This is a genomic window from Thiomonas sp. X19 (genome assembly GCF_900089495.1).
Taxonomy (GTDB): domain Bacteria; phylum Pseudomonadota; class Gammaproteobacteria; order Burkholderiales; family Burkholderiaceae_C; genus Thiomonas_A.
Genome location: NZ_LT605203.1, coordinates 2,208,852 through 2,227,438 on the forward strand (window position 1 = coordinate 2,208,852; position 18,587 = coordinate 2,227,438).

Sequence of the window (18,587 nt, forward strand, 5' to 3'; positions counted from 1 at the left end):
AGCCCGCGTCGTACCTCCCAAGCAGCGCATGACGGAGGATGACGATGTCACCCCATAGTTCCACCCACCCAATTAGCGTCGATACGCTCTTCAGCGCATTGATCGCCCAGGGCGCGCCGATGGTCATGGCCCTGGATGACTCCTATCTTTGCCAGACGCTGGGCTATACCAGCATCACCGCCGCACAAAAGCGCCGCGAGCGTGGCGACTATCCGCCGACCACGTACATCGGCGGGCGCGTCGTGGTCATGCTGCCAGCCCTGGCTGCGTGGCTTGCCACAAAAAGCGCCACACCTGACGCCGCCGCGCCACGACCCGCCGCAGATCTGAATCCCGCATCATCACTGCGCAGACGTGGCCGCCCCCGCAAGGCTGTGGCGACGCCCGCCACCATCGGATCGGGAGGTGCGCGATGACGGCCCTGGCCCTGCTTGATCGGCTTTCGGGCGTCAAGCGCACCGGCCCCGGTCGCTGGCTGGCGCGTTACCCCGTCCATGACGACTGTCGCGTGAGCGTGGCGCACGCCCGGATGCTTGCCGGAGTGCAACTTGCGGGGATGCGGCCATGAGCGTGATTGCCGAAGCAACCCGAAAACTTGATCACACTGCGTGTGGTGCGTCCATTCTCGACTCCCTGGCAGCGCGTGCCGGTCAACATCTTGCCCCACGAACGCCAGAAGACGCTTTGGAGCCTTTGCCGCTGCCTGCTGCGATACGCCGGGCGGAAGTGTTACTCAAACCGGAGATTGACGCAGGCAGCGATGGCTACCCGACCGATGCGCTTGGTCCCTTGGCGCAAGTGGCATGTGACTTGGCCTACGGTGCGCAAGTATCCCCCGCCATGGCCGGGCAATCGTTCCTCGCAGCAGCCGCCTTGCTGGCGCAATCGCGGGCCAACGTGCGCACCATAGACGGCGGAGTCCGACCCCTGAGCCTGTATTGCTTGACCGTGGCGCGATCTGGCGATGGTAAGGACATGGCTGACCGCGTGGCCCTGCGCGCGATCCATGAGTTTCAACGCGAAGTGGGACAGGCATGGCTGCGTGAGGTGGAGGTGTACGAGCAAGCGGAGCAAGAATGCCCCCAAGCCTGCGTCCCCTCCCCCTGCCCCTTACCGGCTGGCAGGCGACATCACTATCGAGGGTCTGCACCGATCCTATGCCGAAGGTGTCGCCGGGCAAGGCGTGTTTTCGACTGAGGCGGGCGTCATGCTCGCCGGGCATGCCATGAGCCAAGACCATCGCACCAAGACGGCGGCGTCTTTGTGCGGCTTGTGGGATCGTGGGCACCTGTCCGTGATCCGAGGCGGCGGTGGAAGATTTGAGCGCTACGGCGTGCGCTTGTCGGCGCACCTGCTGGCGCAACCCGAGGCGTTGGGTGACACCCTATCTGACGAGTCTTTATCGGGAATCGGCTTTTGGCCCCGCTTCTTGCTGGCATGGCCCGAGGAACTTGCTCCTCGCGTGTTCCGCCCTTGGCTGCCCGACGAATCTCCAGCCATTGCCGGCTTCTTGGCGCGCTGCACGGAACTGTTGCGTGATCCCATGCCAGATCACTGCGACGACCTACCCGTCATCGAACTATCCGCCGATGCGCGGCAGGAACTAGCCGCGTTCTTCGAGCTCATGGAGCATGAGGCCCGACGCGGCGACCTGCGCCCCGTGCGGCCCTTTGCACTGCGCGCAACCGAACAGGCTTGCCGCATTGCAGGCGTTATGGCGACGTGGGCGAACGAGCCCATGATCGACCGCGAAACGGCGCAAAACGCGATCCGCCTGGTCCGCTACGCGCTGCAAAGCTGGCTGACTGCGCTGGGTGGCAAGGCCGATCCGGCGCCTGACTGGGCACTGACGCTCTATCGCTGGCTCGCACCGAGGGGCGAGCCGATGTCAATCCGCGACATTCCCCGTATTGGCCCGGCGATCCTCCGATCTGCAAGCCGAAGGGACGCAGCCCTTGACCGGCTTTTAGCCGCCGGGCTGGTGGCCGTTGGCACCGGTGCAGTGCGCGCACTGGGAGTGGATCAGGCGAAAACGCAAACGACCCGTGCGAATGCTGCGAATCCTGCGAAAGCCCGCATGGATACTGGGTTTGTGGACCATGCGAATGGTTGCGAAACGCTGCGAATGACCACCCCGGCGGCCTGCGAATTCGCAAGCATTCGCAAGCCTTCGCAACTGGGGCAAAGCCAAGCGCAGCAAGGCTTTTCGCAGGATTCGCAACATTCGCAAGGGGGAAGCCTGCAAACCGTGAAGCTCGCCCCGCACGATGACAAGGTGGCGCTATGAATCCCAGCGCCCTGCTTGCTGACCTGCGCGTGTCCGGTTTCACCATCCAACCCGACGGCGACACGTTGATCGTGTCCCCGGCATCGCGCCTGACCGATGACCTGCGCGAAGCGATTCGCCAAACCAAGCCTGATCTGATGGCGCTGCTGTGGGCAGAAAACCTGCGTGAGCACTTCGAAGAACGTGCGGCAATTCTCGAATGCGACGGTGGCCTATCGCGCAACGAAGCCGAGGCCAACGCGCGCGCGTCAACCGGCCTGCTGGCGCGCAACCTTGGCCTGCCGTGGCGGGCACTTCGCGAGGCTCTTGGCGACCCTGATCTGCCTGACACCTTGACCCCGGTTGACGGTGCTGCCTACGGCCTGCCGCATTGGTGTGTGAGCCCAACTGGGCGGGCGATACGACAAGGTTTCTTCCGCCACGACCAAGGGACAGCCTAATGGGCACACCACGACACACTGCGCAGACTCGTTTTTTTTGTGGGGCAAGGTAAGCCTGGGTTTCACCTGGCGCTCGCGCTTCAGGCGAAACCGGCCCCTTGGTCAGGCTGCGCCCGACACCCTGTTTTGTCCCGCGTCTCGGCACTGCGTTTCTCTCACCTTTATGGAGCATCGACATGACTCAATCATCCACCATCTTTGAACGCATCGATCAGGCTGCAAAACTCTCCCGTCAGCTCACGGGCAAAGCCGCAGCGCGCACCGTCAGCGATGCGTTCGTGACCGAGCGTATCGCTGACATCAAGGCACTGCACCAAAGCGGTGTGCCGCTGGCGCGCTACGCGCGGCTCGTTGCTCCCGCCCTTGGCGTGCGTCCTTCGGCACTGCTGGCGGCTTTTGGACGCGCTGGCCTGACATCGCAGCCCACCGTGCCGCACGCGTCGGAGGTTGCCAAGACCGAGACGACAACCGCAACTCCGGCACCTGTCATCACGGCCAAACCGCGCGACATCCACGATCTGCCAAGCTGGGCCGATGGTTCCGACAAGCGGGATGACGAATCCGACGAGGACTATCGCCTGCGCAAGCAGCTTGAAGGGCCACCAAGCGCCGGGTTCAAAGCCATCGGGGAATCACCCGACGAACGCGCCGATATGCTGCTCAAAAGCGGCAAGCTCGGCTTCGGTGCGTCAGGCGTGACCGAGAGCGACCGCAAGATCATCATCGCGCTCATTGAGCGCTTTGGTGCCAATGCCGTGGAGCGGCGCATCGACATCGAACGCAAGGCGTCGCCGGGGGACAAGCTCTACCCGAGCAAGCTGCGCGCACGCATGACGGGAGACTCTCATGCGTGAGCGAACCGTTCACCTGGCGCTGCGCGCAACGCCTGCCGAGGCTGCACTGATCCGCCATATGGCCGATGCGGCGATGCTGACGACAAGCAGCTACCTGCGCACCATCGCTCTGCGTGGCGATACGCGCGTGGCCCGGCTGCAAACCCTGCAAGCCGAGCTGCGGCGTCAAGGCGGACTGCTCAAGCATCTAGCCGCACGCGGCCAGCTCGACCGCAGCGCCGTGGAGCTGGCTCTGACGCAATGGCGCGCCACCATCCAGCACATCGCCGAGGTCGCCGATGCTTGCCAAAGTCATCACACGTAAAGCGGCCTCACGCGGATTTGGCGAGGCCGTGCGCTATATCGCCCGCGACAACCCAGGCCAGGTCGCAGAACCCAGCCCCGAGATGGGCGCGCTCAACCTCGACTGCCCGCTGGACACCCCAGAGGATCGCCAGACCGCCATCGACATCCTCGACGCCACGGCTGCGGCGGCACGCAACACGACTGCGCGCGGGCCGGTGTACCACGTCACCCTCGCTTGGCAGGAGGCCGAGCATCCCGAGCGCCAGCAGATCGACGCAGCGTGCGAACACCTCATGAAAACGCTGGGCTTCGAGGGGCACGAGGCGCTGTGGGCGCTGCACCGCGACACCGACCACGATCATGCGCATCTGATCGTCAACCGCGTGCATGCTGACGGCCATACGGCCAAGGTGCCCAAGTATGACTGGCTGCTCCTGGACAAAGCCATGCGCGAAATCGAGCTTGCTCAAGGCTGGCGACACAGCCCCGGCCCTTATGGCGTCGTCCACGATCAGGGCAAGGCTGGCATCGTGCGCATGAGCCGCGCCGAGCGCACCGCCCTGGGGCAGCTCGACGGGGGGCAACGCGTGAGCAACGCGGCCAAGGCGGCTGAGCATCGCAACGCCGGGGCACAGTCGTTTCAGGCATGGCTTGCCGGAGAACCGGCTCAGGTCATCCGCATCGCCGTGCAGTCCCCAGAAGCAAGTTGGCAAAGCGTGCACCAAGCCGCAGCGCGTTACGGTGTGACAATCCAGCCCAAGGGTTCCGGCATGGTGGCAACAACCACGCTCGACGATGGACGCGTGTTGGCGGCCAAGGCGTCGCAGATGGGGCGTTGGGCAAGCAAGGCCGCCCTGGAAAAAGCGCTTGGCCCCTATGAGCCATCAGGCGGCCCTATGCCAGAACCCAAAGTGACTTATGCCGCTGCGCTGGACGGCCAGCGCGCCAGCCTCCGGGGTGAACCGCAGCATGCCAGCGCCGACCCCGAACGGCAGCGCCGCCGTGCTGAGCGCGCCCAGGTACGCGCCCTGCTGGCTGCGCGCTTCAAGGCCGAGCTGGAGGCGATCAGGAAACAGCGCCAAGCGCTGCGCAATGCGATGACCGCGCGTCACCGTGACGAGCGGCAAGCGTTGACCCACACGCTGCGTGGAGAACGTGCCGCTGCACTGGCCGAGCATCGGCGCGATGGCATGGACGCTAAGGTTGCTCTCAGCTACCGGGCATGGGAAGAAGCCAAGGCCAAGGAAGCACTCCAGAAGCGCCAGGCCGTCGAGCGCAAAGCGTTGACGGCCAAGATTCCACGGACTGAAGTGTGGCGCACCTGGTTGGAGCAGCAAGCCGAGCTGGGCGATGAGACGGCCAAGGCAGCGCTGCGCGGCATCCGCTACCGCGAGCAGCGCAACAGCAAGAAGCACAAAGAGCAGGACGGCATCGAGGGCGAAGATCTCGACCCGCTGCGCAAGCTCACCGTGGCCGCGCTCGATGTGCAGATCGACCACAAGCGCCAGCTGGTGATCTACCGTGGGCAGGACGGACAGGACAAGTTCACCGACACCGGGCCGCGCATCGTCATGCACGACAAGGCTGCTGACTCCCTGGAGGCGGCCTTGCGCATTGCAGCGCAGAAGTATGGCGGCAAAGTGGACGTCACGGGAAGCAGCGAATTTCGGGAGCGGGCGGCGCGTGAGGCCGTGCGACTGGGCATCGTCGTCACCAATGCCGATTTGCAGCCTATCGTCGCCGATGAGCTGCAAAGTCAACTGGAGCGGCAGCCGCGGCAATCGCCAGTCAAACCTGCTCCCCAACCGCCAAGCGCGCCACGGCCCCGCTACGTGATCGACACAGCCTTCATGGCCGCCGAAGCCGCTCTGGCGCACCTGCCCGTCGCGGGATGGGACGCCATCGAAGCGGCGGGGCAAGGCAAAGCGCTGACCGCTGAACAGCAAGCTGTGCTCACCGACCCGGCGCGTCAGGCCCTGGTTGATGCCAAAGGCCAGCTCACCGTCGCAGGACAGGCGGTCTACAACCGGATGCAGGAACAAGGACTTTTGAAACACAAGGCCCAGAAGAAAGAGCCGCTGCACTTGCCCACAGAAACTGTGGACAAAGCCAAGGACAAGAGCGCAGAAAGGCAGCCAGTGCATGCGCCAGCACAGGCCTCGCCCGAAATGCCTGAAAAACAGGTACAGGCAGCACCCACGAAATCCAACGAATCCCCCTACCCCGGCATCGACCAGGCGCTGGCGCAATGGGAGAAAGCCCAAACCGGGGGCGAGAAGACCGCAGCAGCCACGGCCTGGATGCGCGCCATCGACCGCATCCGGGCCGACGGCGGCAGTGCGGGAGATGCTGCGCAATACACCATCGGTCGCATGGACGATGGGGCGGGTGCACTGATGCACCAGGTCGCAATCAACTCTGAAATCGAGCGCTCAAGAGGGATTGGGCGGTGAGCGGCGATGCGGCGCAGCGGCAATCGCAATCGTCGCATCCGGGCCGCTACGCAATGTCGCAACCTTGTCTCAACAAACCGGGGGCAAGACTGTGGACAGAATCCGCAAAAGCGCGGCACAGCAGGTGCGCGCTGCCGTGCCTGAAAAGGTCTGCGCTGCGAGAACCATCGCTGTGGCCACCCGGCCTCATGAGATCGACCAGACCGCGCAGGGGGAGCCGCAAGGGGAGCTGTAAAAGGCGCGGCGTGGGTGTGTTTTGGGGGAATCTAGGGGGAATCTAGGGGGAATAAACCCGCGAAATTCACCATTTAGACGAAAAAAAGCCCACAGTGTTGGTGTGGGCTTGTTCTCTAAGTCATTGATTTACTGAGTAAATTTGGTCGGGGCGAGAGGATTCGAACCTCCGACCCCCTGCACCCCATGCAGGTGCGCTACCAGGCTGCGCTACGCCCCGTCGACCAAGCCGAAGACTATAGCAGATCACTCGAGGCTCAACAGCGCGCGCAATGCCTGCAATTGGCTGCGTAGATCGTCCTGTGTCGCGGCAGGCCAAACGGCGGGCTCGCCAATGGGCAAGCGCTGAAGTGGCGATGCGGCATCTTGTTTATCGGAAAATCTGCGGCCCATTGGCATGTGAACCGTGGATCCCGCGGTCTCTTCGGTGTCGTGCTGGGAAGCCTCGCCCTGTGATAGCCGCGCCCGTGCTCCCTGAATGGTGAAGCCTTGGTCGTAGAGAAGTTCGCGGATGCGGCGAATCAGGAGAACCTCATGGTGCTGGTAATAGCGGCGATTGCCGCGGCGCTTCATCGGCCGCAGTTGGCTGAATTCCTGTTCCCAGTAGCGCAGGACATGCGACTTGACGCCGCACAATTCGCTGACTTCACCGATGGTGAAGTAGCGCTTGGACGGGATGGGCGGCAAATCCGAAGAGTCGGTCATGGTGAGGAAGAAAAAGCAATGCGTGTGCGTTGAGACATGACCGGACTATAGGACGCTACAGGTCGGTGTATTTTCGCGTCCCGCCAGGGCCGGCTGAAGCCCGCTCCTGGTCATCACGCTTCGTCATTGAGTTGACTCTGCAGTTGTTCTTTGAATTTCTGACTGGGGTGAAAGGTGACGACGCGCCTGGCGTCGATGGGAATGATTTCCCCCGTGCGCGGGTTGCGCCCCGGACGCTGGGCCTTGTCGCGCAACTGGAAATTGCCGAAGTTCGAAAGCTTCACATCGTGTCCGGATGCCAGTGCGTCACGAATGAGGTCGAAGAATGCGTCGACCATGTCTTTCGACTCACGCTTGTTCAGGCCTATGCGTTCGTACAGCAGTTCGGACAGCTCGGCCTTGGTCAGGCTGGGCGTCTGTAGCGTGGTGACGAGTTTTTCCATGTTCTGTGGCTCCCCTATGTTCAACGTCGGTAGGCGCGGTCAGTTTCTCAGGCTGGCACCGAGAGTCAGTCGCATGGCCTCGATCACACCTTCACTTGCGGCATCGGCTTGCATATCGGTCAAGGTCTCCGCAGCCTGTAGCGTCAGGCGCAGTGCCACGCTTTTGCGCGTCTTGCCTTCTTCGTGCTGGGGAAGAAAGACATCGAAAAGCTCGACATCCTGGACGATACCGCAACGCGCATCCGATGTACGCGCCTCGCGCACGACTTGCAGGATCCTTGCCGCGGGAATGGTTCGATCCATCACGAAAGACAAGTCGCGCAGAATGGCCGGTGCACGTGCCACGGGGCAGACTGTTGGCATGGCCTGCGATTGCAGGGCCATGGCATCGAGCTCGAACACCACTGGAGCATGAGGCAAAGCGTACTTTTGCATCCAGCGGGGATGCACCTCACCGAGGATGCCGACCGCTTGGCCATTGAGTAAAACCGCTGCGCTTCGACCAGGATGCAAGGCCGGATGCACCAATGGCTCGAAGCTCAACAAACCAGCGCCGGCGCAGAGCTGCTCAATGTCGTTCTTCACGTCGAAAAAATCCACCAGGCGTTCGGCCTGCGCCCACTGCATGGGCCAGACCGGGCCATAGGCCAGGCCGCCGACGCGCATGGGCTGCGCAATGCCGGCAGGCTGTGCCGCATTTGCTGCGCGCGTGTCGCGCATGAACACACGCCCCAGTTCGAACAATCGAACACGCCGCGCCTTGTGGCTCAAGTTCAGGCGCAGCGCCTGGAGCAAGCCGCCGAGCAGACTGCTGCGCATGACGCTGGCCTGCGCCGCGATGGGGTTCAGCAGTTGGATGGGTTGGGAATTGCCGACAAGAGCGGTTTCCCACTCAGGTTCGGCGAAACTGAAATTGATGGTTTCCTGATACGCGCGGGCAGCGAGCAATTCGCGCAGCGCATGCTGACTGCGCTGCCCTTCGGGGGCAGGCAGCATGCGGGCCTGAGCGAGGGGCGGAACCGTGGGAATGTTGGCATAGCCATGAATGCGAGCGACTTCCTCGATCAGGTCTTCTTCAATCTCGAGATCGAAACGGTAGCTTGGCGGGGTGACGCGGAAAGCGACGTCAGCGCCAGATCCTTCTTGCTGGAATGGCAAACCGAGGCGCGTAAAAACGTCCGCCATGCGATCAACGCCGATGGACACGCCCATGATGCGCTCGCAACGTGCCGCGCGCATGCGCACCGGTTCGCGTTCCGGCAACTGCAGGATGTGGTCGTCGAGCGGGCCCGGCTGCCCACCGCAGATGTCGAGGATGAGGCGGGTGATGTGCTCGGCGTGCTGCGTGGTTGTTGCGGCATCGACCCCGCGCTCGAAGCGCATGCCGGCATCGGTGGAAAAGTTGTAGCGGCGGGCACGACCACGGACGGCGTCGGGCCACCAGAACGCTGCTTCGACGTAGACATTGCGCGTGTCCAGGCTGACGGCCGTGGCGTCACCTCCCATGATCCCGGCGAGGGACTCGATGCCGCGTCCAGCGGCAATGACGCCGACTTGCGCATCCACCTCCACGGTCTGCCCGTTGAGCAGCTTGAGCGACTCCCCCGGCCTGCCCCAACGCACCTCAAGGTCGCCTTCGACCTTGTCGAGATCGAACACATGCGAGGGCCGGCCGAGTTCCAGCATGACGTAGTTGGAGATGTCCACCAGTGCCGAAATACTGCGCTGGCCGGCGCGCTCCAGGCGCTGGCGCATCCAGGCAGGAGTCGGGGCCTGCGCATTCACGCCACGGATCACACGGCCGGAAAAACGACCGCAGAGTTCGGCTGCCTCGATGCGGACCGGCAGGACCTCATCCAGGGCCGGAATCACGGGAGGAAAACTGGGTTGCACCAACGGAGTTCCGGTCACTGCGGCCAGCTCGCGCGCCACACCCAACACGCTGAGACAGTGGCCCAAATTGGGCGTGAGCTTGATGGTGAAGACGCAGTCGTCGAGGTCCAGCGCCTGGCGCAAGTCCTGCCCGGTTTTGAGCTCTTGCGGCAAGGCCAGTAGGCCAGTGTGATCGGAGGACAAACCCAGCTCCTTGGCCGAGCACAACATGCCCTGGGAGGTCACGCCGCGCACGGTTGCCGCAGTCATCTGCAGCGGCTTCCCATCCGCCGCAGATGGCGGCAGCATGGCGCCCAGCAGGGCGCAGGGGGCCTTCATGCCCAAAGCCACATTGGGTGCGCCACAGACGATTTGCAAGGCCTCGGCTTGTCCCACTTGCACTTGGCAGACACGCAGCCGGTCTGCATTCGGATGGGGTTCGACCTTCACCACCTCGCCCACCACGACGCCACTGAATGCGGGTGCGGCGGCCTGCATGTCTTCAACCTCGAGGCCGGCCATGGTCAAACGGTCGGCAATCTGTTCGCTGCTCAGGTCCGGATTGCAGAACTGTCGCAGCCAGGATTCGGGCACTTGCATGGGCTAGGTTTCGTCGGGGTGGAATGAAGAAAGGTTGCGTGTCGAGGCAACGGCCTAGGGGCCATCAAGCCGGGTTGAACTGCTCGAGAAAGCGCAAGTCGCCACTGTAAAACTGGCGCAGGTCACCCACGCCATAACGCAACATGGTCAGGCGCTCGATGCCGGAACCGAAAGCGAAGCCGATGTATTGCTCGGGATCCAGGCCGAAGTTGCGCACCACCGTGGGATGCACCTGCCCAGCGCCGGAAATTTCCAGCCAGCGGCCTTTGAGCGGACCGCTGTCGAACATCATGTCGATTTCGGCCGAGGGTTCGGTGAAGGGAAAATAGGATGGCCGAAACCGCAGCGTGATGTCATCGCGCTCGAAAAACGTCTGCAGGAAACTGGTGTACACGCCCTTGAGGTCGGCCAGGGAAACACGCTCTCCAATCCACAGGCCTTCAAACTGGTGAAACATCGGCGAATGCGTGGCGTCACTGTCGACGCGGTAGGTGCGCCCAGGAGCAATCACCTTGATGTCGGGCATTGCACCTATACCTGCTGCGTAACGCTGCACATGCGCCCGCGCATGCCGGACCTGCATCGGCGAAGTGTGCGTGCGCAACAGCAATGGCTGGCCGCGTTCGTCCTCCACGTCCACATAGAACGTGTCCTGCATCGACCTGGCAGGATGGTTCTGCGGCGAATTCAACGCCGTAAAGTTGGTCCAGTCGTCTTCGATTTCAGGGCCTTCGGCCACGGCAAAGCCGATGGAACTGAAGATCTCCTCGATCCGCATCCAGGAACGCACCACCGGATGCAATCCACCGCCATGCTGGCCACGGCCCGGCAAGGTGACGTCGATGGCTTCGGCTGCGAGCTTGGCGTGCAACTCCAATTCCGCGAGGGCTGCACGCCGTTGCTGCAAGGCAGCTTCAATGCCCTGTTTGGCCAGATTGATGCTTGCGCCTTGCTCACGCTTGCGTTCAGGCGAGAGTTGCGACAAACCTTTCATCAGGGCCGTGATCGCCCCGGCTTTGCCAAGGTAGCGCGCCTTGGCGTTTTCCAACTCGGCAGGGTGCGAGATGGCCGCAAACTCCGTTTCGGCCCGATGCACCAGATCTTGCAATTCCGTCATGGCATGAAGACTCGTGTGAACGCACTACGACTGTGCTGCGAAGCGGCGAGAAAAAAGGCCCGGATTGACCAGGCCTTGGCATCGGGACGCCGGACGTGCCCCTGGGCACATCCGGTCGTTGAGCAGCACAGGGCTGCTGCAATCAGGCTCAGGCCAGCTTGGCCTTGACCTGTTCGACGATCTTGCCGAAGGCAATCGAGTCGTGCACAGCCATATCAGCCAGCACTTTGCGGTCGATTTCGATGGCGGCCTTTTTCATGCCGTTCATGAACACGCTGTAGCTCATGCCGCGTTCGCGCACTGCCGCATTGATCCGTGTAATCCAGAGCGCGCGGAACACGCGCTTCTTGGCACGACGGTCACGGTAGGCGTATTGGCCGGCCTTCATCACCGCCTGCTTGGCGATGCGGAAGACATTTTTACGACGGCCGCGGAAACCCTTGGCCTGATCCAGAACTTTTTTGTGGCGGGCGCGAGCCGTTACACCACGTTTGACGCGAGGCATTTGATCACTCCTTCATCAGAAAAAACGCGAGAGCCCTGGAGCTCAAGCAAACGGCATCATCTGGGCGACATGGCCCATATTCGTCGCGTGCACTTCGGTGGAGCCACGAAGATGACGTTTGTTTTTGGTTGTCTTCTTGGTGAGGATGTGACGCTTGAACGCCTGGCCACGCTTGACCGTGCCGCCTGGGCGGACGCGAAAGCGCTTGGCGGCGCTTTTCTTGGTTTTCATCTTGGGCATTGATTGCTCCATTGAGGTTGACATGGTCGCAGGCGTCTGCCGAAGCAGCACTTGAGCCTGCGCTCACTTGTAATCAGCCAGTCCCGATGCTCCGGGAATCTGGCTGTGGACCGCACACAGGCAGCGCCTGCGCATCGGATGTCGAGCAGCTGAGCTGCTATTTTTTCTTGCGAGGCGACAGCACCATGATCATCTGCCGCCCTTCGAGTCTGGGCATTTGCTCGACCTGGCCATGCGGCTCGAGGTCGTCGCGTACACGCTCCAGCAAACGCATGCCAATGTCTTGGTGGGTGATTTCGCGGCCGCGAAATCGCAAGGAAACCTTGGCTTTATCCCCATCATCAAGAAACCGCTTCAAGTTCCTGATTTTAATCAGATAATCACCTTCATCAGTAGCCGGCCTGAACTTGACTTCCTTGATCTGGATTTGCTTTTGCTTGAGCTTGGCTTCGTGTGTTTTTTTCTGTTCCTGATACTTGAACTTGCCGTAATCCATCAAGCGGCAGACCGGGGGCACGGCCGTCGGTGCGATCTCGACCAGATCGACGCCATGTTCTTCGGCCATGCGCAGCGCCTCGGTGATGGAGACGATGCCTAGGGCCTCGTTTTCCTCGCCCGACAGGCGAACTTCAGGGACGGTGATTTCACGATTGAGGCGGTGGGCCCTTTTTTCCGGGGCATTACGGCTCTGTACAGTAGCGATGGTTCAACCTTTCAATGCTGAGAACAACTGTGCACCCCGGCTATTGCAAATCAGCCAGTTCCTGGAGCATTCTTTGGGAAAACTCGGACAGGGGACGCACACCCAGGTCTTTGTTGCCACGCGCCCGCACTGCAACAGCCTGGGATGCGCGCTCCTTATCACCGACCACGAGCAGATAAGGAATTTTTTGCAACGAGTGTTCCCTAATTTTATAGGTGATTTTTTCGTTGCGCAAATCGGACTCGACTCTAAAGCCTTGTTTTTTCAGCGCTTGTGTCACTTCGGCGGCATAGGCGGCGGAATCGTCGGTGATATTGAGCACCATGGCCTGCACCGGCGCGAGCCAAAGTGGCAAGGCTCCGGCATGGTGCTCGATCAACACGCCGATGAAACGCTCCATCGAACCGACGATGGCACGATGCAGCATGACGGGTCGCACGCGGGCCGAATGCTCGTCGACATAGCTCGCGTCGAGACGCTCGGGCATCATGAAGTCAACCTGCATGGTGCCAACCTGCCAGGCGCGGCCGATCGAATCCTTCATGTGGTATTCGACCTTGGGGCCGTAGAAGGCGCCCTCGCCCGGCAGTTCGGTCCAACGCACACCGCAAGCCTTGAGCGCCGCGCGTAGCGCAGTTTCTGCCTTGTCCCAGACCGCATCGTCGCCAATGCGTTTTTCGGGTCGCAGGGCAATTTTCAGGTCGATCTCGGTGAAACCGAAATCACTGTAGACCTTCATGGCCTGCCGGTGAAAAGCGGTGACTTCGGATTCGATCTGATCTTCGGTACAGAAAATGTGCCCATCGTCCTGGGTGAAACCGCGCACCCGGAGCAGGCCATGCAGCGCGCCCGATGGTTCGTTCCGGTGGCAGGCACCGAACTCGCCGTAGCGCAGCGGCAAGTCGCGATAGCTGCGCAAGCCCGTGTTGAAGACTTGCACATGGCCAGGGCAGTTCATCGGCTTGAGCGCATACTCGCGCTTTTCCGACTCGGTGAAGAACATGTTCTCGGCGTAGTTGTCCCAGTGACCGGACCGCTTCCATAAGCTCACGTCCAGCACCTGGGGGCAACGAACTTCCTGGTAACCGCTGTCACGGTACACCTGGCGCATGTACTGTTCGACCGCCTGCCACAGCGCCCAGCCCTTGGGATGCCAAAAGGCGAGGCCCGGCGCCTCATCCTGGAAGTGGAACAGGTCGAGTTCTTTGCCCAGGCGACGGTGGTCGCGCTTCTCGGCTTCTTCCAATCGCTGCAGGTAGGCGGCCTGGTCTTCCTTGCGAGTCCAGGCCGTGCCGTAAATGCGCTGCAACTGCTCATTGCGGTGGTCGCCACGCCAGTAGGCGCCGGCAAGCTTCATCAGCTTGAACACCTTGAGCTTGCCGGTGGAAGGGACATGCGGACCGCGGCAAAGGTCGGTGAACCGGCCTTCGGTGTAGAGCGAGACATCTTCGCCTGCGGGGATGCTGGCGATGATTTCAGCCTTATAGATCTCGCCCTGGTCCTTGAAAAAAGGGACGGCCTCGTCACGCGGCAAAACACGACGCGACACGGGCTCGTCCTGCGCGGCAAGGGAAACCATCTTGGCTTCAATCGCCACCAGGTCTTCCGGGGTGAATGGCCGCTTGTAGGCAAAGTCGTAATAGAAGCCGTTTTCGATCACCGGGCCGATGGTGACCTGGGCTTGCGGGAACAATTCCTTCACCGCATAGGCCAGCAAATGGGCCGTGGAATGGCGAATGATGTCCAGCCCCTCCGCGTCCTTGTCGGTGACGATGGCCACTTGTGCGTCGTGGCTGAGGGTGTGGCTCAAGTCGACAAGACGGCCGTCAACCTTGCCTGCGAGCGCCGCTTTGGCTAGCCCCGGACCAATCGAAGCAGCGACTTGGGCGAGCGTGACGTCACCATCGAAGTGACGAACAGAGCCGTCGGGAAGCGTGATTTGAGGCATGGCGTGTGACTCTGGAAATGAAAAAGTGCGGTCAAGCCGCACTTTCAGTAGCCCCTGGAAGGAGCCGCGCGAACCTAACCCTGTTGTTCAAGGCTTGGGACAAGTTCGCGGTGTCATGACCATGGTGTCGCAGTTATTGTGTGTGCGCAAATTCGCGGGGGAAGCTCGCAGGAAGACTGGTAGGCGGTATTGGAATCGAAATCGCTCAGAAATCGTCCTAAGCTTTTGATTTTAAACATACCAAGCTTTATTGTGCTGAAAAAATACCGTCATTTGTACCGTCAAGAGCGAACGCGTTTTTGGTTCGATCGAGACGCTTAAACGGTGACCCAACTCTGAAGTCTAGCAAACCCCATTCGGAAGGCGGCTACACCACAGCCCATGATTTGCGATCTGGAGGCCCCGTAGAGGATCTCATGATGCTGTCCAAACTCATCTCCGTCGTGATCATTTTCCTGGTTGTGGCCTTTGGCTTGGCCATAGGCCTTGTCACGAACCATCTCGCTACTACGACTAGCGCAAGCTGGCAAGCCGTAAAGCCTCAGTTGCCAGGCCGCCAGACCCGCCGCAACTCCGGCTCGGCACGCACCCGACCCGTCGGGCTTTGCGCCAGTGGCTCCTTGCGCTGCAACGCATGCTGACGCGACGCAGGCAACAGGTCATGCGCTGAATCCAACTCGTGCATGTCCCGAGCCTTCCGAGGGTGGAGAGCCGAATTGGCCTGCCCAGGTCGCCGACGCATCGGCTGACGACGTTTCCTGCCCACGCGACGGTTGCGTCGACTTGCATTCGCTCGGTCCCGTGCTGAGATGGTTGGCATCCCCATCCCGGAGAGCCCACGATGCCAACCCGCCCCACCCCTCACCCCACCCCCCAAGCCTCATCCCCAGCCCCCTCCCCACCCCCATCGCCGCGATGCAGCCGCCTGGCCGCCCTGCGCGACATCCTGCTCGTGCTGTTCTGGACCGATTCGCCGGCCGGCCACCGCATCCGCCTGGGGCTGCAACGCCGCTTCGCACGCCGTGGCCAATCCCCCCAGGGCGCACGTCGCATGGCCGGCCTGCGTCTGGCCGCCGCGCTGGGGCTTGCCACCCTGTTCGCCCCCTGGCTGATCCTGGCCGCCGCCCTGGGCAGTGCCGCCCTGGCTTGCCGTTCAGCGGCAATGAGCCAGACATTCCTGCTGCTGGCCTTCGCCCTGGCCGCGCTCTACGGCCGCGGCATCCTGCACCTCGGCCGAGGCGATGCCTGGCTCAAGTCCATCTTCCGGGTCAGCGGCCAGGACCTGCAGGCGCTACCCCTGGACGCCACGCTGGCGCGGCTGCAGCCCCAAGCCCTGGGAGGCGAGACCCTGCGGCACTGGCAGCGCGCCCGGCGCTGGGCCTGGGCAACGGTGGCGCTGCTGCCGGGACTGGCTTGGGGTCTGGCGTGGAGTGTGGGCTGGATCCTGGCCCACCGGCCGGCAGACGGGTGTCTTGCGCTGATCTGGGTGCTGGGCACAGCGCTGGGGCTGGCGATGTGGCTGCCCAGCCGCTACGACCACCACGTGGTCCTGGCCTTCGGCCTGAGCCTGGATGCACCCCAAGCCACCGAGACAGCCGAAGCCACCGAGACTGACCTTGCCCCTGGAATCCGTATCCCATAGCCGACTCATGCACTGGCGTGCCGGGGTTGGTTGGCGAGCCAGTTTTCTTCGAACCGCATCGGGCTGACATAGGCCAGCGTCGAGTGCAGTCGGGTGCGGTTGTACCAGAGCATCCAGGCGACGACTTCGTCCATGGCCTGGCGCCGGGTCTTGAAGCGTTGCCCGTGTAGCCGCTCTACCTTCAACGAGCCGAACAGCGTCTCGCTGCAGGCGTTGTCCCAACAGTTGCCGCGACGGCTCATCGACGCGGTGATGCCGTATTCGGTCAGCGCATCACGGTAGTCCTTGGCAGCGTATTGGCTGCCGCGGTCGCTATGGAAGATCAGCCCGGCCTGCTTGCTCGGATGGCGCTTGAACCACGCCATGCGCAAGGCGTCGATGACGATGTCGCGCGTCATGTCCTGGCGCAGGCTCCAGCCGATGACTTGACGACTGAACAAGTCGATGACCACGGCCAGGAACAGCCACCCTTCGTCGGTGGCGATGTACGTGATGTCGCCCGCCCAGACCTTGTCGGGCTCGGCCACGTTGAATTGTCGGTCGAGCAGGTTGGGTGCGATCGGCAGGTCATGGTTGCTGTCTGTCGTGACCTTGAAGCGGCGCTTGCCCTTGGCGCGTATGCCATGCCGTTGCATGAGTTTCTGAACCCGCTGCTTGCCCACCCGGATGCCCCTGGCCAGCAGTTCCTTCCACGTGCGTGGCCAGCCGTAGCCGCCGCGCGTCTCGGCATGAATGGCCAAGATGTGCACCAGCAGCGCATCGTCGCTCAGGTGGCGACGCTGGGCAGCGTTGGCACGGCGAGCGAAGTGCTCGTGGTAGCCGGCCACGCTGACACCAAGCACCCGGCACTGCACCGAGATCGGCCACACACGGCGGTGACGTTGGATGAAGGCGTACTTCACTTCGCTGCCTTGGCGAAGTACGCCGTCGCTTTTCCCAGGATGTCGCGCTCCATCTTCACGCGCGCCAGCTCGGCCCGCAGCCGGCTGATCTCCATCTGCTCGGCGCTCACGACCTTGCTGTCGGCACCGGTAAGCTTGCCCTGCCGGTGGGCCTTGACCCAGTTGAACAGCGTCTGGTCCACCACGCCCAGCGTGCGCGCCGCCGCCGCGATGCTCTGGCCGCCTTCGACCAGGCGCACCGCCTCCTGCTTGAACTCCAGCGTGTACCGCGCCCGCCTTATCGTCTTCGTCATTTCTATATTCTCCTTGCTTGGATTGAATCACTCAGCAAGGGATACGTTTTTCGCGGGCAAGGTCAGACCATCCATGCACCCCAGAACGCTGCGCGCTGAATCGCGGGTTCCATCCACCCCCTCCAGCCCATCGCGTTCCTTCCCGATCGATTCCCCTCCATCCCGATCCATTCCCTTCATCCCCCTCCCTGCCACGCTGACCCATGACCCGCCACCAACGCCTGCTCGACGCCCTGAACGCCACGCCCCCGCGCGCGAGCGCCTCCGAACCTCCCGTCCCCCTGGTGCGCCTGTGGCTGCTGCGCATCCTGCTGCCCCTGGGCGGACTGCGCCAGCTCGTGCGCGACCCCCAGGGGGCGTCCCGTCTGCTCGCCGCCCTGGGTGTGCCGCGCGAACCTTGGGATGCGAGCCTGCACGGCAGCCTGGAGAGCGAGGCGGCCTTGGCAGCCCTGCGCCAGACCCTCGATCCGGTCTGGCAAGCGCTGGAGGCGCAGGCCGACGCTCTCGTGCCGCCGGTCGAGTTGAGCGAGAACCTGGCGCGCCTGGGGGCCCTGGTGCAGCTCTCGGCCGTGGACTGCCGGCTGCTGGGCTGTGCCTGTCTGTTGCAGGCGCTGCGGCTGTTCGAGGACGCCGCCGACACCCTGGGGGTGCTGACCCCGGCGAAGGCCATCGGGGTGCTGGCGACGTTGCTGGATGTGCCCGAGGTCGCGGTGAAGCGGGCGCTGGCGCCGGCGGGGGTGCTGGCCCACAGCGGACTGCTGAGTCTGAGGCGGGCGGGCCAGGGCACGTTGTCCACCCGGCTGGAACTGCTCTCGGCGTCCTTTGCCGAGGCCATGCTGGCGCCGGACACCGAGCCGCTGGCGCTGCTGCGTGGCGCGGTGGCCTCCAGTGCTCCGGCCCGGCTCACCCTGGACGACTATCCGCATCTGGGGCTGAGCCGGACGCTGCTGCGCACCTATCTGGCGTCGGCCCTGGGTCACCACCTGGCGGGAGGCAACAAGAGTGGCACCAATGTCCTGCTCTACGGCCCGCCCGATCACGCGACATGATGCTCACCTCACCAC

19 protein-coding genes, 1 tRNA gene and 1 pseudogene are annotated in these 18,587 nt (G+C 62.9%); 10 read left to right on the forward strand and 11 right to left on the reverse strand.

The annotated features are described in order from the left end of the window. Window positions 1-44 precede the first annotated feature (44 nt). The 8 genes and pseudogenes from THIX_RS10520 to traI all read left to right on the forward strand — a co-directional run bounded on the left by THIX_RS10520 (window position 45) and on the right by traI (window position 6,319). Window positions 45-416 (forward strand): hypothetical protein, encoded by a 372-nt coding sequence (locus THIX_RS10520; protein WP_146748504.1) that lies wholly within the window; start codon window positions 45-47, stop codon window positions 414-416. Then, window positions 413-568: a hypothetical protein gene (locus THIX_RS23785; RefSeq protein ID WP_199195270.1), complete on the forward strand. Its 156-nt coding sequence runs from the start codon at window positions 413-415 to the stop codon at window positions 566-568. Before THIX_RS10520 ends, THIX_RS23785 begins: the two co-directional genes overlap by 4 nt. Continuing rightward, a pseudogene (locus tag THIX_RS24835) lies at window positions 565-1,062 on the forward strand (DUF3987 domain-containing protein); the annotation flags it as partial. The gene THIX_RS23785 and the pseudogene THIX_RS24835, both read left to right, overlap by 4 nt. After that, the gene (locus THIX_RS10530; protein WP_252997372.1) at window positions 1,007-2,287 is read left to right on the forward strand and encodes a DUF3987 domain-containing protein; all 1,281 of its coding nucleotides are present in this window, start codon (window positions 1,007-1,009) and stop codon (window positions 2,285-2,287) included. The pseudogene THIX_RS24835 and the gene THIX_RS10530, both read left to right, overlap by 56 nt. Then, a complete protein-coding gene (locus THIX_RS10535; protein ID WP_112486202.1) occupies window positions 2,284-2,727 on the forward strand; it encodes a hypothetical protein in 444 nt (147 codons plus the stop codon). Before THIX_RS10530 ends, THIX_RS10535 begins: the two co-directional genes overlap by 4 nt. A 176-nt stretch (window positions 2,728-2,903) precedes the next feature. Continuing rightward, the gene (locus THIX_RS10540) at window positions 2,904-3,581 is read left to right on the forward strand and encodes a hypothetical protein (RefSeq protein WP_112486203.1); all 678 of its coding nucleotides are present in this window, start codon (window positions 2,904-2,906) and stop codon (window positions 3,579-3,581) included. Then, window positions 3,574-3,885, forward strand: coding sequence for a Mobilization protein MobB (locus THIX_RS10545; RefSeq protein WP_013105715.1), 312 nt, complete (start codon window positions 3,574-3,576; stop codon window positions 3,883-3,885). The genes THIX_RS10540 and THIX_RS10545 overlap by 8 nt, the downstream gene beginning before the upstream one ends. Beyond that, on the forward strand, window positions 3,860-6,319 hold the full coding sequence (gene traI / locus THIX_RS10550; protein WP_112486204.1) for a TraI/MobA(P) family conjugative relaxase: 2,460 nt from the start codon (window positions 3,860-3,862) through the stop codon (window positions 6,317-6,319). The genes THIX_RS10545 and traI overlap by 26 nt, the downstream gene beginning before the upstream one ends. Before the next feature lie 377 nt (window positions 6,320-6,696). Here the strand turns inward: traI and THIX_RS10560 are convergent. From THIX_RS10560 to THIX_RS23375, 10 genes are all read right to left on the reverse strand, one after another. After that, a tRNA-Pro gene (locus tag THIX_RS10560) sits at window positions 6,697-6,773 on the reverse strand. A 26-nt stretch (window positions 6,774-6,799) separates the two neighbouring features. After that, window positions 6,800-7,258 carry a MerR family transcriptional regulator gene (locus tag THIX_RS10565; protein ID WP_112486206.1) on the reverse strand — a complete coding sequence of 153 codons (459 nt, stop codon included), beginning with the start codon at window positions 7,256-7,258 and terminating at the stop codon, window positions 6,800-6,802. Between the two features lie 113 nt (window positions 7,259-7,371). Then, entirely contained in the window at window positions 7,372-7,701 is a 330-nt protein-coding gene (locus THIX_RS10570) for an integration host factor subunit alpha (RefSeq protein ID WP_199195271.1), read from the reverse strand. A gap of 39 nt (window positions 7,702-7,740) precedes the next feature. Beyond that, window positions 7,741-10,173 carry a phenylalanine--tRNA ligase subunit beta gene (pheT, locus tag THIX_RS10575; protein ID WP_112486208.1) on the reverse strand — a complete coding sequence of 811 codons (2,433 nt, stop codon included), beginning with the start codon at window positions 10,171-10,173 and terminating at the stop codon, window positions 7,741-7,743. A gap of 64 nt (window positions 10,174-10,237) precedes the next feature. Further along, window positions 10,238-11,290 carry a phenylalanine--tRNA ligase subunit alpha gene (gene pheS / locus THIX_RS10580; RefSeq protein ID WP_112486209.1) on the reverse strand — a complete coding sequence of 351 codons (1,053 nt, stop codon included), beginning with the start codon at window positions 11,288-11,290 and terminating at the stop codon, window positions 10,238-10,240. A 148-nt stretch (window positions 11,291-11,438) separates the two neighbouring features. Beyond that, a complete protein-coding gene (rplT, locus tag THIX_RS10585; protein ID WP_112486210.1) occupies window positions 11,439-11,795 on the reverse strand; it encodes a 50S ribosomal protein L20 in 357 nt (118 codons plus the stop codon). A 42-nt stretch (window positions 11,796-11,837) separates the two neighbouring features. Continuing rightward, on the reverse strand, window positions 11,838-12,035 hold the full coding sequence (gene rpmI, locus THIX_RS10590) for a 50S ribosomal protein L35 (protein ID WP_112486211.1): 198 nt from the start codon (window positions 12,033-12,035) through the stop codon (window positions 11,838-11,840). Between the two features lie 157 nt (window positions 12,036-12,192). Next, window positions 12,193-12,738 carry a translation initiation factor IF-3 gene (gene infC, locus THIX_RS10595; RefSeq protein WP_112486212.1) on the reverse strand — a complete coding sequence of 182 codons (546 nt, stop codon included), beginning with the start codon at window positions 12,736-12,738 and terminating at the stop codon, window positions 12,193-12,195. Between the two features lie 40 nt (window positions 12,739-12,778). Next, on the reverse strand, window positions 12,779-14,686 hold the full coding sequence (thrS, locus tag THIX_RS10600) for a threonine--tRNA ligase (RefSeq protein WP_112486213.1): 1,908 nt from the start codon (window positions 14,684-14,686) through the stop codon (window positions 12,779-12,781). Between the two features lie 541 nt (window positions 14,687-15,227). Continuing rightward, window positions 15,228-15,371 (reverse strand): hypothetical protein, encoded by a 144-nt coding sequence (locus THIX_RS23375; RefSeq protein ID WP_158540853.1) that lies wholly within the window; start codon window positions 15,369-15,371, stop codon window positions 15,228-15,230. A gap of 156 nt (window positions 15,372-15,527) precedes the next feature. Between THIX_RS23375 and THIX_RS10610 the strand changes: the two genes are divergently transcribed. Then, window positions 15,528-16,328 carry a hypothetical protein gene (locus THIX_RS10610; protein WP_146748505.1) on the forward strand — a complete coding sequence of 267 codons (801 nt, stop codon included), beginning with the start codon at window positions 15,528-15,530 and terminating at the stop codon, window positions 16,326-16,328. Between the two features lie 5 nt (window positions 16,329-16,333). Here the strand turns inward: THIX_RS10610 and THIX_RS10615 are convergent. Continuing rightward, window positions 16,334-17,523, reverse strand: a protein-coding gene (locus THIX_RS10615; protein WP_112486216.1) for an IS3 family transposase whose coding sequence is annotated in 2 segments (ribosomal slippage) — window positions 16,334-17,265 and window positions 17,265-17,523 — 1,191 coding nt in all. Because the reading frame shifts where the segments join, the coding sequence is not laid out codon by codon here. Between the two features lie 203 nt (window positions 17,524-17,726). On the opposite strand from THIX_RS10615, the gene THIX_RS10620 reads away from it, so the two are divergent. Next, window positions 17,727-18,572 carry a hypothetical protein gene (locus THIX_RS10620; RefSeq protein WP_112486217.1) on the forward strand — a complete coding sequence of 282 codons (846 nt, stop codon included), beginning with the start codon at window positions 17,727-17,729 and terminating at the stop codon, window positions 18,570-18,572. The last annotated feature ends 15 nt before the right edge of the window (window positions 18,573-18,587 follow it).

Coding starts and splice junctions, on each gene's coding strand:
- THIX_RS10610 (WP_146748505.1), top strand. CDS start 15,528: ATGCCAACCCGCCCCACCCCTCACCCCACCCCCCAAGCCTCATCCCCA.
- THIX_RS10520 (WP_146748504.1), top strand. CDS start 45: ATGTCACCCCATAGTTCCACCCACCCAATTAGCGTCGATACGCTCTTC.
- traI (WP_112486204.1), top strand. CDS start 3,860: ATGCTTGCCAAAGTCATCACACGTAAAGCGGCCTCACGCGGATTTGGC.
- rpmI (WP_112486211.1), bottom strand. CDS start 12,035: ATGCCCAAGATGAAAACCAAGAAAAGCGCCGCCAAGCGCTTTCGCGTC.
- THIX_RS10570 (WP_199195271.1), bottom strand. CDS start 7,701: ATGGAAAAACTCGTCACCACGCTACAGACGCCCAGCCTGACCAAGGCC.
- THIX_RS23785 (WP_199195270.1), top strand. CDS start 413: ATGACGGCCCTGGCCCTGCTTGATCGGCTTTCGGGCGTCAAGCGCACC.
- THIX_RS10530 (WP_252997372.1), top strand. CDS start 1,007: ATGAGTTTCAACGCGAAGTGGGACAGGCATGGCTGCGTGAGGTGGAGG.
- THIX_RS23375 (WP_158540853.1), bottom strand. CDS start 15,371: ATGCACGAGTTGGATTCAGCGCATGACCTGTTGCCTGCGTCGCGTCAG.
- pheS (WP_112486209.1), bottom strand. CDS start 11,290: ATGACGGAATTGCAAGATCTGGTGCATCGGGCCGAAACGGAGTTTGCG.
- THIX_RS10565 (WP_112486206.1), bottom strand. CDS start 7,258: ATGACCGACTCTTCGGATTTGCCGCCCATCCCGTCCAAGCGCTACTTC.
- THIX_RS10540 (WP_112486203.1), top strand. CDS start 2,904: ATGACTCAATCATCCACCATCTTTGAACGCATCGATCAGGCTGCAAAA.
- THIX_RS10535 (WP_112486202.1), top strand. CDS start 2,284: ATGAATCCCAGCGCCCTGCTTGCTGACCTGCGCGTGTCCGGTTTCACC.
- rplT (WP_112486210.1), bottom strand. CDS start 11,795: ATGCCTCGCGTCAAACGTGGTGTAACGGCTCGCGCCCGCCACAAAAAA.
- THIX_RS10545 (WP_013105715.1), top strand. CDS start 3,574: ATGCGTGAGCGAACCGTTCACCTGGCGCTGCGCGCAACGCCTGCCGAG.
- thrS (WP_112486213.1), bottom strand. CDS start 14,686: ATGCCTCAAATCACGCTTCCCGACGGCTCTGTTCGTCACTTCGATGGT.
- pheT (WP_112486208.1), bottom strand. CDS start 10,173: ATGCAAGTGCCCGAATCCTGGCTGCGACAGTTCTGCAATCCGGACCTG.
- THIX_RS10620 (WP_112486217.1), top strand. CDS start 17,727: ATGACCCGCCACCAACGCCTGCTCGACGCCCTGAACGCCACGCCCCCG.